Annotated in this window: 20 protein-coding genes and 1 pseudogene; 8 read left to right on the forward strand and 13 right to left on the reverse strand. The window is 35.8% G+C overall.

Going from position 1 to position 14,272, the window contains the following annotated elements; translation table 11 throughout:
- Positions 1-53: 53 nt before the first annotated feature.
- The 6 genes from DN394_RS13350 to ytzI are packed head-to-tail and all read right to left on the reverse strand — an operon-like array spanning position 54 to position 1,448.
- The gene (locus tag DN394_RS13350) at positions 54-284 is read right to left on the reverse strand and encodes a YczI family protein (protein WP_097918015.1); all 231 of its coding nucleotides are present in this window, start codon (positions 282-284) and stop codon (positions 54-56) included.
- 11 nt (positions 285-295) lie between these two features.
- Positions 296-535 carry a hypothetical protein gene (locus tag DN394_RS13355; protein WP_000548108.1) on the reverse strand — a complete coding sequence of 80 codons (240 nt, stop codon included), beginning with the start codon at positions 533-535 and terminating at the stop codon, positions 296-298.
- Positions 536-562: 27 nt separating this feature from the next.
- Positions 563-796, reverse strand: a complete 234-nt coding sequence (locus DN394_RS13360) for a DUF3953 domain-containing protein (RefSeq protein WP_000920678.1) — start codon at positions 794-796, stop codon at positions 563-565.
- Positions 797-825: 29 nt separating this feature from the next.
- Complete coding sequence (locus tag DN394_RS13365; RefSeq protein WP_046958654.1) at positions 826-1,056, reverse strand: YczI family protein; 231 nt, start codon at positions 1,054-1,056, stop codon at positions 826-828.
- A 43-nt stretch (positions 1,057-1,099) separates the two neighbouring features.
- Complete coding sequence (locus tag DN394_RS13370; protein WP_098084959.1) at positions 1,100-1,288, reverse strand: DUF3953 domain-containing protein; 189 nt, start codon at positions 1,286-1,288, stop codon at positions 1,100-1,102.
- A gap of 10 nt (positions 1,289-1,298) precedes the next feature.
- Entirely contained in the window at positions 1,299-1,448 is a 150-nt protein-coding gene (gene ytzI / locus DN394_RS13375) for a YtzI protein (protein WP_000912935.1), read from the reverse strand.
- Between the two features lie 83 nt (positions 1,449-1,531).
- Between ytzI and DN394_RS13380 the strand changes: the two genes are divergently transcribed.
- From DN394_RS13380 to DN394_RS13390, 3 genes are all read left to right on the forward strand, one after another.
- On the forward strand, positions 1,532-1,849 hold the full coding sequence (locus DN394_RS13380; protein WP_097918013.1) for a hydrolase: 318 nt from the start codon (positions 1,532-1,534) through the stop codon (positions 1,847-1,849).
- A gap of 84 nt (positions 1,850-1,933) precedes the next feature.
- Positions 1,934-2,413 (forward strand): antimutator 8-oxo-(dGTP/GTP)ase, encoded by a 480-nt coding sequence (gene mutTA, locus DN394_RS13385; RefSeq protein ID WP_097918012.1) that lies wholly within the window; start codon positions 1,934-1,936, stop codon positions 2,411-2,413.
- A 34-nt stretch (positions 2,414-2,447) separates the two neighbouring features.
- On the forward strand, positions 2,448-2,987 hold the full coding sequence (locus DN394_RS13390) for a DUF3267 domain-containing protein (protein ID WP_149293866.1): 540 nt from the start codon (positions 2,448-2,450) through the stop codon (positions 2,985-2,987).
- A 90-nt stretch (positions 2,988-3,077) separates the two neighbouring features.
- Here the strand turns inward: DN394_RS13390 and DN394_RS13395 are convergent, their stop codons facing one another.
- Positions 3,078-3,749, reverse strand: a complete 672-nt coding sequence (locus DN394_RS13395; RefSeq protein WP_149293867.1) for an HAD family hydrolase — start codon at positions 3,747-3,749, stop codon at positions 3,078-3,080.
- 81 nt (positions 3,750-3,830) lie between these two features.
- Here DN394_RS13395 and DN394_RS13400 point away from each other — a divergent pair, with 81 nt between their 5' ends.
- Together DN394_RS13400 and DN394_RS13405 are read left to right on the forward strand one after the other, a co-directional pair.
- On the forward strand, positions 3,831-4,955 hold the full coding sequence (locus DN394_RS13400; protein ID WP_149293868.1) for a recombinase family protein: 1,125 nt from the start codon (positions 3,831-3,833) through the stop codon (positions 4,953-4,955).
- Between the two features lie 214 nt (positions 4,956-5,169).
- Complete coding sequence (locus DN394_RS13405) at positions 5,170-5,397, forward strand: hypothetical protein (RefSeq protein WP_000849119.1); 228 nt, start codon at positions 5,170-5,172, stop codon at positions 5,395-5,397.
- 33 nt (positions 5,398-5,430) lie between these two features.
- Here DN394_RS13405 and DN394_RS13410 read toward each other — a convergent pair whose 3' ends face one another.
- The 3 genes from DN394_RS13410 to DN394_RS13420 are packed head-to-tail and all read right to left on the reverse strand — an operon-like array spanning position 5,431 to position 8,013.
- Positions 5,431-6,237, reverse strand: coding sequence for an ABC transporter permease (locus DN394_RS13410; protein WP_149293869.1), 807 nt, complete (start codon positions 6,235-6,237; stop codon positions 5,431-5,433).
- Positions 6,230-6,994, reverse strand: a complete 765-nt coding sequence (locus DN394_RS13415) for an ABC transporter ATP-binding protein (RefSeq protein WP_149293870.1) — start codon at positions 6,992-6,994, stop codon at positions 6,230-6,232. The genes DN394_RS13410 and DN394_RS13415 overlap by 8 nt, the downstream gene beginning before the upstream one ends.
- An 11-nt stretch (positions 6,995-7,005) precedes the next feature.
- Complete coding sequence (locus DN394_RS13420) at positions 7,006-8,013, reverse strand: ABC transporter substrate-binding protein (protein WP_149293871.1); 1,008 nt, start codon at positions 8,011-8,013, stop codon at positions 7,006-7,008.
- A gap of 120 nt (positions 8,014-8,133) precedes the next feature.
- Between DN394_RS13420 and DN394_RS13425 the strand changes: the two genes are divergently transcribed.
- The 3 genes from DN394_RS13425 (at position 8,134) to DN394_RS13435 (ending at position 11,089) form a co-directional block, all read left to right on the forward strand.
- On the forward strand, positions 8,134-8,430 hold the full coding sequence (locus tag DN394_RS13425) for a DUF3986 family protein (protein ID WP_149293872.1): 297 nt from the start codon (positions 8,134-8,136) through the stop codon (positions 8,428-8,430).
- An 11-nt stretch (positions 8,431-8,441) separates the two neighbouring features.
- The gene (locus DN394_RS13430; RefSeq protein ID WP_046956123.1) at positions 8,442-8,672 is read left to right on the forward strand and encodes a hypothetical protein; all 231 of its coding nucleotides are present in this window, start codon (positions 8,442-8,444) and stop codon (positions 8,670-8,672) included.
- A gap of 272 nt (positions 8,673-8,944) precedes the next feature.
- A complete protein-coding gene (locus tag DN394_RS13435) occupies positions 8,945-11,089 on the forward strand; it encodes an LTA synthase family protein (RefSeq protein WP_149293895.1) in 2,145 nt (714 codons plus the stop codon).
- 208 nt (positions 11,090-11,297) lie between these two features.
- Here DN394_RS13435 and DN394_RS13440 read toward each other — a convergent pair whose 3' ends face one another.
- The 3 genes and pseudogenes from DN394_RS13440 to DN394_RS29805 form a co-directional block, all read right to left on the reverse strand.
- Complete coding sequence (locus tag DN394_RS13440; RefSeq protein WP_149293873.1) at positions 11,298-12,107, reverse strand: alpha/beta fold hydrolase; 810 nt, start codon at positions 12,105-12,107, stop codon at positions 11,298-11,300.
- Between the two features lie 16 nt (positions 12,108-12,123).
- Positions 12,124-12,789, reverse strand: coding sequence for a catalase-related domain-containing protein (locus DN394_RS29800; protein WP_370458312.1), 666 nt, complete (start codon positions 12,787-12,789; stop codon positions 12,124-12,126).
- A gap of 198 nt (positions 12,790-12,987) precedes the next feature.
- A pseudogene (locus tag DN394_RS29805) lies at positions 12,988-14,084 on the reverse strand (catalase); the annotation flags it as partial.
- Between the last annotated feature and the right edge of the window lie 188 nt (positions 14,085-14,272).

Raw genomic sequence — 14,272 nt, forward strand, 5'->3', positions numbered from 1 at the left:
ATCAAATAAAAAGAAGAGGCCGTCTAACATATGTGTGGGGCGGCCTCTTCTTTTTATGAAAGTATACTAGACATCCCAACATATAAAATAAAGGCAGAACCGAGAAAATAAACAAATGCTTTTGCTTTTTGCCGCTCTTTTATTTCATCAATTCCAAAAAGGATAAACATAATACTCAAAAGGATAAAAACGTATGGTAAAAGCATAGAGAGGTTTGCGAAGAAGCTAAATAGGGCGAGAATAAGTGCGATAGTGGCGATTATAATTCGAATGTTTTTTAACATATAATCCTCCTTTAAAAGAACATTATAAATGGAATAACAAAAACAATCGTAAAAAGACTTAAGCCGATGCTAATAGTTCCAATTTGTTTTTGCTGTTTTTGAATCGTCTCAATTCCTACTAAAATGCCATATAAACTAAAGAGGAACAAAATGATAGGTGAAAAGATTTGAAAGTTCATTGTAAAGGTGCTGTATAAGCATAAGATTAAAGTAATAAAAACGATGATGAGTTGTATTTGTCTAATATGCATTTTAGCCCTCCTTAGTAGAAAGAGAAGTTACCGAGAGAAAATAATAACAATAGCAACGATTAAAGTGAATACGCCAGAAAAGAAGGAGAGTGTACTATGTACTTTCTTTTGTTTCTGTTTTTCTTCTGCGCTCATGATGAAGGTCATAACAGATAAGGCGATGAGCATATAAGGCATTGTAACAAGTGCGTTTGTAAATATTACGGATAGAGCGAGAACGATGACGATAAGAGCGGATAATATGCGAAAGGTTTTTAGCATATTATTTCCCCCTTTTTTAAATAAACGACTTACCGAAATATTTCTGAGAAGCCAAGTAATAAAGCACCAGCTCCGGCCATGAAAGCAAGTATGCTGCTAGATTGTTTCTGTTTTTTTATTTCCTCTAAACTTATAGTGAAAGCCATAGCCCCTAAGAAAATGAACATGTAAGGCATAATGTCTCTGTTACCGTTAATAAAACTATAGGTTGCTATAGATAAAGTGATAAGTGCAAAAGTAATTCGAACGCCTTTTAACATAAAAGCCCTCCTTCTAGTTTATGTAGGTAATGATGATAACAATCTAAATAAAAGCACTTGCAACAATACAAATAAATCTAGTTCCTGAATCCTTTTTCCTTATTTGCTCAATGGTAATAAGAAGCAGTAAAACTCCTAATAGAAATTGTGAAAGTAGTAGAAAGTTATGTTGACCTGCCAGTAAACGAATGCTGGATATGATGTGGGCTAAAATAAGTAGTATATGAAGCATATGAAGCGTATTATGAATTCTTCTTGCTGTTTTTTGTATAAGGGTTATCTTCTGGCTTATCAACAGAATGTTTATAAGCGTAGCCTTTATTAATCGTCATGACGGAGAGTACTAGTATGACTAGGACGATTATAATACCGATAATTAATATTTTGAGCATAAAATCCCTCCTTTTCTTTATTTTACATAATTTTGTAATTGATGAAAACAATAGAAAATAAAAGGATGAAAGAAGGGTGTTACATGGAGAAGAAAAAAACATATTATATATCAATAGGAAACGGTCAAATTTCACAAGTGAAGACGGCGGATACGTATAATTTTGAAATTTCCGCAAGTGATGAGGAAATTACGGAGTTAAGAGAGTACTTCGATCAAGCATATGTAGAGGATTTAGGTTCATTTGTACGTTCTCACGTTCCATTTGTTGAGTATCATCACGATTCAAATAATGACCGATATGATGAACAACTACAAAAAGCATATAAAATGATTTACGATTTAGGAAATCATGAGACGAAAGAATTAGTCGCGCAAATGGGAATAATCAATGGATTGTAATTGGATAATATTATGCAGAAAAGCGAGAATATGCTACAATTTGTGGTAGGAAAAACTTGTAACCATCAATAGGGGAGTAATGGCATGTACAAATTTAAAGATTATTACCACAACACTGTACAATTATCGTTTGAACGTTATCCATTTTCTCCTGAGCCAAAGCATGTTTGGGTTGTATGCCGGTACAGGGATCAATGGTTATTAACGCATCATTTACGTCGCGGTCTTGAATTTCCAGGTGGTAAAGTAGAACTAGGGGAAACACCGGAAGAAGCGGCAGTTCGAGAGGTTCATGAAGAAACCGGCGGCATAGTTTCTGATTTAACTTACTTAGGACAATATAAAGTATCTGGAAAAGACAAAATAATCATTAAAAACATTTATTTTGCAACAATTAGTGCGGTAGAAGAACATACGCATTACGAAGAAACGAAAGGGTCTGTTTTATTAACAGACATTCCTGATAACATTAAAACGGATAGAAAATTTAGCTTTATAATGCGCGACGATGTATTGGCGCGTACGATGAAACATATAGAAGAAATCGGCTGTTTTACGAAGTAAAGTAAAGATATATTTACATTTTGGGAGGGGGAAGATGGATAACAGAAAAGAAACAACTGTTACTGTTTCGATGGTTAAATTAAATATCTATGCATTTCTTATAATATTCGCTTTGGCGTTTGGAATTGGTTATTTGCATATATTTCTTTCAGGCGGGGTTCAATTTGAATTTACATTGCCCGTTATGTTTCTTTTGATTATTGGAATGATTGTTCTCATTTGTATTCATGAAGCGATACATTTAATAGGGTTTCGCTATATCGGAGGTGTTCCGTGGAGTGAACTAAAATGGGGCGTCAATTGGAAATTAGGTGTTGCATATGCTCATTCTAAACAGGTGATTACAGTAAAGCAAATGAAGAAAGTGTTAATGCTGCCGTTTTTACCGACTGGTATTTTGCCAATTGTAATTGGATTAGCTACGAATGTGCAATCAATCTCATTTTTAGGAATTTTACTAACAGCGAGTTGTATCGGTGACATTGCCTTATATCAAAAAGTTTTAAAGTTTCCAGATGATGCGCTAGTTAAGGATCATCCGAGTAAACCGCAGTTTACAGTATATGAATCATAAAGGAAGAGGAGGCGCTAGAGTAGCGACCTCCTCTTGTTATTGTCGGTAAGTGGATATATTGTGAAAATCGCTGATATAATTTATTTACTATTATTTTGTTTTCATCTCTACCTCTAAAAACGAAAGTATCTCCAATAAATCATCCACTACACGTGAATGCTCAAAGTCACCCCAAAATGAATCTCTCTTCCACACACCAAGAATCCCTACTCGTTCAGAACCAAGCACATCGTTTTCTGGATGATCTCCAACATAAAGACACTCTGCGGCTTTAACGTCTAGCTTTTGCAAAGCTCGTTCGAAAATTTCAGGATGTGGTTTTTTAATTCCTTCCGCTTCGGAAACGAGAATTGTATTTGTATACGTATGTATGTTTAGTGCGCGGAGATTGTTCATTTGAAAGACAGTAAAGCCGTTTGTAATAATGCCAATTTTAATATTTTGTTCTGTTAAACGTTGAAGTAATTCATGCATGTTTTGGAAAGGGATACAATGATGTTGAAAATTTGTAATGTAGTCGTGCAGCAGTTGCTCTGGCGTTAAAGTGGTAATATTGTATTCGCAAAGGAGAGTAGCATATACTTTATCTTTCCACGTATAGCCATTATTATCGAGTTCAAGAAACCGAGAACAATACTCTAATTTTTCTATGCTCATTAAGTGAGAGGCAAAGCGATTATATTGATCATAAATAAATTGTTCTAGAGATTGGCACCGATCTAAAAGTGTTCCATCTAAGTCGAATAAGACTGCTCGAATCATGAGAAACCTCCTTACAATTTGTATAATTAATTATCGCATATTCGTTAAAAAATGATTATGATATTTTTGTAGAATGGAATAATGGAGGAGTGTATGAAGAGACTGTATGGCAAGTTAGTAGGGGTTATCATCGCAATGGGGTTAATGGCAGGGTGCGATAGTTCTATGAAGAGTGTGAAGGAAAAAGAAATTTGTAAAACAGAAGAAGAATGCGTGGAAATAGGAGATAAGAAACTTCAAAAAGTATATGAAAAAATAGATGGATTATCTGAACTTGAAGCAGTAGAAGATTATGATATAGAAGAGCATGAAAGTGCGGATATGAAAGAGGCAGAGCAGAAAAAAGAGGATGACGAAAATTATTTCTTTTTAGCTTCTTATTATATTGATGGTGATGAAATTGTAGATCCTTATTTTGAAAAAATAGAACGGAAACGTTTAAATAAAGTATTCGCTGAAGATAAAGAAGCGAAAGAAGAAGTGCTACAACAGCGTCAAGATAGAGGTTATCATGAAGACTTATGGGATATGTACCGTACTCTCATTCCAGCTAAATATCGCGGGAATATAACAGAATTTGATTTAATAACGGACGGTTATGACGGTGTTGTTGCTCACGTTATGCCTAGTATGGAGAATCCGAAAGATTGGATTCTTAGCTTAGATACGCTTGATTCGGCGGTAAATATCGATGAAGTGATGAAAACATTAATTCATGAGACGGCTCACGTGTTGACGCTCGGATATAAGCAAATACCAGTAGATGAAAAGTATGTAAAGGATTTTGAAGAAGATAAAGATATTTCAACATACCGAAATAACTGTGAAACGCTTTTCTTACAAGAGGGGTGTGCGAGGGAGAAATCTTATATTAATCAATTTTATAATTCTTTCTGGAAGCTTATTGAGCAGGAGTGGACAGAAAAGAAAGTAGAAGAAAGTGAAGAAACGCAAATTGAATTTTTTAAAGAAAAGCATGATGAGTTTGTATCACAGTATGGAACGACAAATATAGCGGAAGATATTGCAGATACATTTACAGCGTTTATTTTGCAAGATTCCAAAAAGGTGAAAGAAGGATCGGAGTTAAAGTATAAAAAAATTGCCTTTTTCTATCAATTCCCTGAGCTTGTAAAAATGAGAGCCGAAGTGTTGTCGGGATTATATGATGCTTCGAAAACGATAGAACAACAAAGGGGACAATAATGCGAGTTATATACTTTAGCTAAGAAAATGTAAAGAATTTTAGTTCTTTGCGTTTTTTTATGTTGATAAAATTGAAAATTCTGTCTTTTTTAAAAAAGAAGAAGGAACTGGCGTTATAAAATAGAATTAGTATAAAAATGTCACAAATTAGACACAATTATAATGCGCATATTGTAGGGGCTATAAGTTTACTCTCGAGGAGGTAATGAAACGTATGAAAACGATTCTTGCTGTTGCTGGTCTCATTTGGGTAATGTCTCACGGTTTTCCGATTTTTGAAGGGGAGCAAATTCGTAGTGCATTAAATAAAAAGTATGATGATTATCATGTGATAGATCGAAAAGAAAATGTCGTTACAGTACGTGTGAAAGATTGTTTCCATACAGTTACGGTTGCGAATGGCAACGTTACAAATGAAACAAAGATGTGTGATAAAAGATAGAAAAAGAAGCTGACTATAGCGTATCGCCCTAAGTCAGCTTCTTTTTCGTTTTCCAATTAGAAGTTTTTCAAATGCCTCAACAAACACATACATAAGTGTTGCGAGGACACAGGTGAGTAGTACGCTCAGTAAGACGAGTGTGAAATTAAATACTTGGAAGCCGTAGCTAATTAAGTAGCCAAGTCCTTGTTTAGAGACGAGGAGTTCGCCGAATATAACACCGACCCATGATAAACCAACATTCACTTTTAACGTTGAAATAATTGCCGGGAAGGATGCAGGGAGAACTACTTGCTTATAACATTGCCATTTATTTGCGCCAAATGTGTTCATCACTTTTATATAGTTTGAATCGACTTCTTGAAATGCACTATAAATAACGAGAATGGTAATGATGATGGAAATGATTACTCCCATGGCAATCGACGAAGAAATATTAGGACCGAAGATGACAATGATAATAGGACCAAGTGCCACTTTTGGCATGGCGTTTAGGACGACGAGATATGGATCAAGTACGCGGGCGAGAAGTGGTATCCACCAAAGTAAAGTCGCGATAATAGCACCGAGCACTGTTCCAAGAATGAAGCCTACTCCTGTTTCAAGTAATGTCGTCCATATGTGAACCAAAAGCGAACCGTCAATCCATTTACTAAGGAAGAGATCCCAAATGCTTGAAGGAGAGCTAAAGAGTAAAGGATCAATCCACTCTTTTTTGCTAGCTATTTCCCATAGTGAAAAGAAAAGAATGAGCAGTAAAAGCTGCAGTGAGCGTGCTAACCATGCGCGCTTGCGTTCTTTTTTCTGAAACTGTTCATGTAGTTGCTTTATATTATCCAAGTCGCTCCAGCTCCTTCCATATATCTTGGAAGAGGGATGGGAAGTCGTGGTGATGGCGTGATTCTAACGGTGATAAGGAACGGATGCTTCCAGGGACGATAAATGTTTTTGCAATTTTCCCGGGATTCGCTTGTAGTAAATAAATACGATCACTCATCGCAATGGCTTCTTCAATATCATGTGTTACGAGTAGTGACGTTTTCTTATATTTGCGTAGTAAGTTGAAAACGAGATCTTCTAGTTTCAATTTCGTTTGATAATCGAGCGCTGAGAATGGTTCATCTAGCAATAAAATTTTCGGATCGGTCGCTAACGTTCGAACGAGAGCGGCACGTTGACGCATACCGCCGGACAGTTCACGAGGGTATTGCTCTTCTACATCATGTAGACCGACTTGTTTTAAAAGCTGTAAAGTATGTTCTTTCGTCTGTTCATTGTAAATTTTTCGGGTGTGAAGTCCGAGCATAATATTTTCTTCAATTGTTTTCCAAGGAAACAAGTAATCTTGCTGCAACATGTACCCCATAGATGAAGTTTTCGTTGTAATAGGCTCACCATCTAAAAAGACGATGCCTTCAATTGGATCAAGCAGCCCAGCAATAATGGAGAGGAGTGTCGTTTTGCCGCAACCACTTGGACCGAGTATAGAAATAAATTCGCCTTCTTCCACTTGTAAACTCATGTCTTCGAGAATCAATTTGGCATTCTCTTTTGCGAAAAAGCAGTGAGAAACGTTACGTATTTGTAAAAAACTCATACACTTCGCCTCTATTTCTTAATAACGCTTTCGGCAATTTTTGTATTGACGAGCGCTTCATGTGGAACTTCTTTTTGTAATTCGCCAGCTTCTTTCATAATCGTTTGGAGCTGTTTCCATTCTTCAGCATCTAATAGCGGATTTGTCGCATAAGAATGTTGCTTTTTATAACGTTCAATTACTTTTACTGTAATGTCCTTTGAAGTGTCTTTAAATAACGGAGAAACGGTGTCAGCAATCTCTTCTGGACTATGTGTATCAACCCATTGTTGTGCTTTATAGAGCGCACGTGTGAATTTTTCAGCAGCATCTTTATCTTTCTTTAAGAAGCTTTCTTTTGCCATGAACGTTGTATACGGAACAGTTCCAGATTCATTTCCGAACGAAGCGACGATAAACCCTTTTCCTTCTTTTTCAAATATACTTGCAGTCGGTTCAAAGAGCTGTACAAATTCCCCAGTACCAGATGCAAAGGCACTTGCAATGTTAGCAAATTCGATGTTTTGAATTAAGTTTGTATCTTTGTGGGGATCAATGCCATTTTTCTTTAAAACGTATTCTCCAACCATTTGCGGCATGCCGCCTTTACGCTGTCCTAAAAACGTAACATCTTTTACGTCATTCCAATTAAAAGAGTCTAATTTTTTACGCGAAACTAAAAATGTTCCGTCTGTTTGTGTAAGTTGTGCGAAGTTAATGATAGGGTCTTTTGCACCTTGTTGATGAACGTAAATAGACGTTTCAGAACCAACGAGAGCAATATCGATGCCACCAGATAATAGGGCAGTCATCGTTTTATCTCCGCCAGCTGTTGTTTGGAGGTCAATATTTAATCCTTCATCTTTAAAAAATCCTTTTTTAATCCCAACATATAACGGGGCGTAGAAGAGAGAATGGGTAACTTCGCCGATTCGAATGTTTTGAGTTTGTTCTTTCGTACCTTCTTTTTTACTACTGCAAGCAGCAAATGTGAAAACAGCTAGTAACATGATGCAAAAAACAGCTATGAATTTTTTCACTATATGACACCTCCTAGAAGTCGCTCTACAAGCATGATATGTAGGTAAGTGCCCATATGTGATTGTAGATAGCAGGAATTTTTTTGGTGATAAAGAAGTACAAATATAAGGGGTGATAAAATGGAGTACGAATATGATCATAGCGTACATTTACATCTTGATTATTTCGGAACAGAATGTGATATGGAATCGATTGCTTATAAGCGGAAGAATGAAGACGTATGGGATGTATATTTTAATTTTGGAGCGTATGGTCTTCAGAAAGGTGAGATCGAGACAGGTAGATTTATGGACGAATATGCTGGTCATTACGTTTTTTCTGTACATGCTCGTGATCTTAGCTGGGAATTTGGAAGTGCTCAATTTGAAGAGTGGGTTTTGAGAAATCATATAGTAGAAAAATCGCTGCAAAAATAGGGAGGAATTTTGTGGTCGATTTTCTCATTTTCTTGTTCATTTTCGTAGTCGGATTTTTTATTATGCAAGTACTCGTTTATCGATTTGCAAAGAAAAACATTCAAAAATATACAAGAATAAAATGGATTCATATGTGGCTAGAGATAAATATGAAGAAGGGCCCAAGATTAGATCTTTTTGATTTTGTAGTTATCGTACTTGTATGTATTATATGGAAAGTATGGATGTATTCTCTTATATAATAAATATGTTAATGTCTGTTAGAATGAAGGAGAACCTGTCAGTGTTGGTAGGTTCTTTTTTTTATGGTAATAATTTTATGAAGCATAGTTCATTTATGCTGTTGGAATATAGAGCGAAGAAGTTTTATCCCGTTCAATCCTGAGTGGTTCGGGCTTATTAAGTTTCACTGTATTTTTAAGGGGAAATTAAGGATACACGTGTATAATACAAACACATAGGGAGACTAACTGTATACAAATATGTTATTTTGTATATGACAATATGTTTGTGGATGCGAGACGAAGGGGTAAAGGAAAGAGGGAATAAATTGCGTTTTAATGTTTTTACACAACGACGAAGAAGAGATGAATTTCATTTTAGTTTTTCTCCTCAGCAGCCGAGGAAGAACTTATTAATTTCTATCATTCTTAGTGGAATGTGGGCGATTTGTTTAGAGACACTGTTTTTTGTTATGTTAAGGTCGTTCGAATTCGAGAGAATTAAAGAATTTTTTAATGGGAAAATACAGCTGAGTATACTCATTATTGTTTTGTGGAGTGTACTATTATACATCATTCATTTAAATAAAGGCATTAGTCATAAGCTTAGGCCGGCTATTCAAGCTTACGTCTTATTATTTTTAATCGCTCATACAATGAATTGGATGTATATCATGATACAGGAGAATATGAGCCTTATATTAGTTAATAACTGGGTTTATGTCCGATACGGACAGTATATATTAAGCTTATTATTTATTTATATGATATATGTTTTTGTGTATAGTTTGCTTGGACGAATCTTTTTGAGTATCACGATAACAAGTTTGGTGCTAATTGTTTTTGGGATTGTGAACCATTTTAAACTTATTTTTAGAGGAGATCCATTCTATCCGTCTGATTTCACACAGATTACTCAAATGCAGTCCGTGATACCAATGGTTATGGACTATTTTAGTTGGTGGACTATATTTTTGGGGATATTCGGGATTGCTCTGCTTGTATATTTAGTTATGTATATACGAAAGCACATTCCAGTTATAAAGCCTAATATAATTACGAGAATTATTTTAATATGTGCTTCTACGTTTATGGTGTATGCATATAATAATTATCCTAATACATTTATGAGTAATGTATTTCAAAAATATGGGGTAACCTTCGTGGCTTGGAATCAAAATGTAAACTATGCTGATAATGGTTTTGTTTTGGGATTTGTCAGTAACTTAGACACAACTGTCATTGAGAAGCCAGAAGAATATTCAAAAGAAACTATGCTACAAATTTCAAATAATATAAAGAAACAATATGGAAGCAATGTAGGGAAAAAAGAAAAGACCGAGAAGCCAAATATTATATTTTTCATGAGTGAAGCTTTTTGGGATCCAACAAAGCTAATGAATCTTTCATTTAGCGAGGATCCGATGCCGAATTTACATCAATATATTGAGAATTTTCCGGGTGGACAAACAGTATCTCCTGTATTCGGGGGAAACACAGCGAATACAGAATTTGAAGCGTTAACGAGCTATTCAATGAGCTTTTTGAAGCAAGGTTCTATACCATATCAACAAGCGGTGACAGGGCAGAGAGAAATTCCGTCTATCGCAAGTGAATTGAAAAAACATGGATATTACACGAATGCAATTCATGCTTATGGAAGATCATTTTATAAGCGGGATGATGTATATAATGTTTTAGGAATTGATAATTTCAATGCAGAAGATACAATGAACAACATAGAGATAGATGGGGATTATATTAGTGATGTATCTATTAGTAAAGAAATAATAGAGGAATTGAATAAGAGAAAGCAACCTACGTTTATTCATGCAGTTACGATGCAAAATCATTTTCCATTCAATCCAGGACGATTTGAAGAAAAGCAAATAGAAATTAGCGGATTAACAGATGAGGGATCGAAGGCAGAATTAGAAACATATACTGAGGGTATACGTCGTTCTGATGAGGCTCTAAAATATTTAGTAGAACAAATTCAAGAGCTAGAAAGGCCTACTATATTGGTTTTCTTTGGAGATCACTTACCAATATTAGGGGCAAATAAAGCTATCTATGAAGAAGCTGGATATATAGAGAATGAAGAAACTGTAAATGAAAGGTTAGCTATGTCAGAAACACCATTGTTAATGTATGCAAATTTTGATTTGCCAAATGACAATTTAGGTTTAGTAAGTCCGATTTATTTTTCTAGTCTCGTTTTTGATTATGCAGGACTAAATCAATCACCATTTTATCAATTTTTATCGGAAATGCATAAAGAAATACCGGTTCTGAGAGATGAGTTAAAGGTTAATAAAGATGGGGAAGAGCTAACAAATTTAACAAAGAAACAAAAAGAAATGTTAGAGCAATATAAAATGATTCAATATGATTTACTTGCTGGAAAGCAGTATAGTAAAGATATACTTTTTAAATAGAACAAACAAAAAGAACTTGTATAACGATACAAGTTCTTTTTGTTATAGTATTTAACGGGGTAACCAGACAAGCTGGGTTTAGGGAGTATTACCTGTACATTTAGTATAAATGTACAGGTAATCGTTTTATTAATTGATTTGTGAGAAATATGTGAATTTTAATCTTTTCAAAAACTGCGTTCCTATCGAAACGATTTGGTATAGATTTTTATGAATGCAAAAACTTTATAAGTTCTTCATTTAATTCGTCCGCTTGATCAATTGGCGAGCCGTGACCACTATTTGTAAGAGGATGTAACTGTGAATTTTTAATCCGCTTTTGTGTGAGTTCAGCGCTTTTGTAAGGGATCAGTTGATCGTGAACACCGTGGAATATTTTTGTTGGGACGTTAATTTTACTTAAATCTTTCGTTACGTCTTCATTTGCGGCTGCTTGCAATATTTTGATGAGAGCGTAGGAAGCAGACTGCATACCGAGATAAGAAAACCATTCTAACGTAGCAGATCCTAAGTTTCTATTGAAAAATGATAAAGATACATCATTTAAAAATTTAGGCATATTGGCATACATTTGATTAATGAGGGTATCTGCTTGTTCTTTTGGGACGCCATAGGGCGATTCTTGATTTTTAACGAAAGAGGGGGAAACAGCATCGATTAATACAAGTTTAGAAATACGACGGCCATTGTAGCGGGACATGTACCGAATAGAAAGAGCGCCACCTATTGAAAAACCGACTAATGTAGCACTTTCTACTTGAAGTGCTTCTAGAACAATGGCGATATCGTCTGCTAAACGATCGTAAGTGTAACCAGTCCACGGTTTATCAGATTGCCCGTTTCCGCGTATATCCATAGCGATGCAGCGGAAACCATGCTGTGGTAACACATTGAGTTGATATTGGTACATTTGATGATTTAAAGGCCAGCCATGAACGAAAAACACGGTTTTACTACCGGGTCCAGGATTAACGTCTTGCACAAAAATATGCACATCTTTCTCGACGGTAACAAACATAAATTATCCCCCTAACCTATTCATATGCTCTATCCCAAAAGCGTTGTTTCGTCATGGCTTTAATGAATTCATTTGCAAGTTGCGTAGGATTTTGTTCTATTAGGACGCCAGGCTTCCCTTCAATATTTAAAGATTGAATAACGGTAGATCCATTTTGAAAGGCACCAATTGGCTTAAAGTGATTATATGATTCTACGACAAATGAACTCGCTTTATTAAGAAACTGTTCATCAAGGTTTCCTCCAATAAGAAGTAGCCCGTCATAAAGAAGTGAAGATCCCATTAAGAAAGTGTCATTCACGTCCCAACGTACATTTTGCGTTCCTTGCACAATACCTAATCGCTCGGAAACAATTACTGGCTGCAACCCAACTTGTTTGAATTGATTTACTATATATTGCGCGTTTTGTCCGTCATATCCATTTGCAACAATGACACCTACGCGTAATGTATTAGGACTAAATGTCGTATTTGCCATACTGAGTGCTGGCGATGATTTCGTAACGCCCGATTCTTGAATATTTGGGACTTTTGCGCCGATTGCTTCAGCGACTAACGTAGCTAATTCAGTACTAATATGCCCAATCATAGTTACGACTTGTTGGCGGACCGATTTACTTTTTACTTTTCCTAATTCAAAGGAGAAGGCTTGCATAATATGAACCTTTTCGACGTTACTCATACTATTCCAAAATAAACGTGCTTGAGAGAAATGATCTTTGAAACTAGCGGCTGTTTCTCTCGTTTTATGTCCTGATACAGTAGAAGGATATGTAACGAACCCACCCTTTGTACCGGGGACAGTGTAAGGAGTGTTATTTGCTAAGGAATTATTATGGTAAGCAATTTTTCCTTTGTCGATTATATATTTAGATGCACCATCTCTTTGATTGTTGTGAAATGGGCATATCGGACGGTTAATCGGTAATTCTTGATAATTTGTACCGACGCGTGCTAATTGAGTGTCTGTATAAGAAAAGAGCCTACCTTGTAAGAGCGGATCATTTGTAAAATCAATACCACGGACGATACTTCCCGGATGAAGCGCGACTTGTTCCGTTTCAGCGAATACATTCTCGACGTTGCGATTTAATGTCATTTTCCCGATGATTTTAACGGGGAAATCTTCTTCAGGCCAAATTTTCGTCGCATCTAATATATCGAAATCGTATTTAAATTCATCCTGTTCTTCTAAAATTTGAATGCCAAGTTCGTACTCAGGATAGTTTCCAGCATTAATATTTTCCCATAAATCACGGCGATGGTAATCTGGATCAGCACCACCTAATTTTTGCGCTTCATCCCAAATTAATGAGTGAATGCCGAGCTTCGGCTTCCAGTGAAATTTTACGAATCGTGACTTTCCATTTTTATTCACTAAGCGAAATGTATGAACGCCAAACCCTTGCATCATTCGAAAACTTCTTGGAATGGCACGATCAGACATAATCCACATCATCATCGCAGCCGATTCTTGGTTATTGGCGATGAAGTCCCAAAATGTATCATGTGCTGTTTGTCCCTGTGGAATCTCATTATGCGGTTCAGGTTTAAGGGCGTGAATAAGATCAGGGAATTTAATGCCATCTTGAATGAAAAAATAGGAATATTGTTTCCGACTAAATCAAAATTTCCTTCTTCTGTATAAAATTTAACGGCGAATCCTCGTACATCTCGATTTGTTTCATTCGCACCTTTTGATCCAGCCACTTCAGAGAAGCGAACGAAAAGGGGTGTTTTTTTTGAAGGGTCTTGTAAAAAGTGGGCCATTGTTAGCTCTTCTAAAGATTCATATAGCTCGAAAACACCATGCGCACCGTATCCACGTGCGTGAACGACTCTTTCAGGAATTCGTTCACGGTCAAAATGAGCAAGCTTTTCTCGCATTAGGAAATCTTCTAGAAGGGTAGGACCACGATCACCAGCGGTTAAAGTATTTTCATCATTTGAAATGGTAACACCTGTATTTGTCGTCATTTTCTTTCCTTCATTCTCACGCGTGAAGGATTTAAGTTGTTCTGTTTTTTTATTTTTTTTGCCGTCCACATAAAACACCTCCCATAATATACGTATTATTGTTTATAGCTTTTATGCTTATATAGCCTGAAGATACTTTGCTTTATTGGGATGATTTTCCTCAAATGTTCGATTTATCTTTGTTTGTC

It is taken from the genome of Bacillus sp. BB081, assembly GCF_008368895.1.
Taxonomy (GTDB): Bacteria; Bacillota; Bacilli; order Bacillales; family Bacillaceae_G; genus Bacillus_A; species Bacillus_A wiedmannii.

Coding starts and splice junctions, on each gene's coding strand:
- DN394_RS13360 (WP_000920678.1), bottom strand. CDS start 796: ATGCTAAAAACCTTTCGCATATTATCCGCTCTTATCGTCATCGTTCTC.
- DN394_RS13400 (WP_149293868.1), top strand. CDS start 3,831: ATGGAGGAGTGTATGAAGAGACTGTATGGCAAGTTAGTAGGGGTTATC.
- DN394_RS13370 (WP_098084959.1), bottom strand. CDS start 1,288: ATGCTTCATATACTACTTATTTTAGCCCACATCATATCCAGCATTCGT.
- DN394_RS13380 (WP_097918013.1), top strand. CDS start 1,532: ATGGAGAAGAAAAAAACATATTATATATCAATAGGAAACGGTCAAATT.
- DN394_RS29800 (WP_370458312.1), bottom strand. CDS start 12,789: ATGAGTAACGTCGAAAAGGTTCATATTATGCAAGCCTTCTCCTTTGAA.
- DN394_RS13405 (WP_000849119.1), top strand. CDS start 5,170: ATGAAAACGATTCTTGCTGTTGCTGGTCTCATTTGGGTAATGTCTCAC.
- DN394_RS13425 (WP_149293872.1), top strand. CDS start 8,134: ATGGAGTACGAATATGATCATAGCGTACATTTACATCTTGATTATTTC.
- DN394_RS13435 (WP_149293895.1), top strand. CDS start 8,945: ATGCGAGACGAAGGGGTAAAGGAAAGAGGGAATAAATTGCGTTTTAAT.
- DN394_RS13440 (WP_149293873.1), bottom strand. CDS start 12,107: ATGTTTGTTACCGTCGAGAAAGATGTGCATATTTTTGTGCAAGACGTT.
- DN394_RS13390 (WP_149293866.1), top strand. CDS start 2,448: ATGGATAACAGAAAAGAAACAACTGTTACTGTTTCGATGGTTAAATTA.
- DN394_RS13355 (WP_000548108.1), bottom strand. CDS start 535: ATGCATATTAGACAAATACAACTCATCATCGTTTTTATTACTTTAATC.
- DN394_RS13350 (WP_097918015.1), bottom strand. CDS start 284: ATGTTAAAAAACATTCGAATTATAATCGCCACTATCGCACTTATTCTC.
- DN394_RS13365 (WP_046958654.1), bottom strand. CDS start 1,056: ATGTTAAAAGGCGTTCGAATTACTTTTGCACTTATCACTTTATCTATA.
- mutTA (WP_097918012.1), top strand. CDS start 1,934: ATGTACAAATTTAAAGATTATTACCACAACACTGTACAATTATCGTTT.
- DN394_RS13415 (WP_149293870.1), bottom strand. CDS start 6,994: ATGAGTTTTTTACAAATACGTAACGTTTCTCACTGCTTTTTCGCAAAA.
- DN394_RS13395 (WP_149293867.1), bottom strand. CDS start 3,749: ATGATTCGAGCAGTCTTATTCGACTTAGATGGAACACTTTTAGATCGG.
- ytzI (WP_000912935.1), bottom strand. CDS start 1,448: ATGCTCAAAATATTAATTATCGGTATTATAATCGTCCTAGTCATACTA.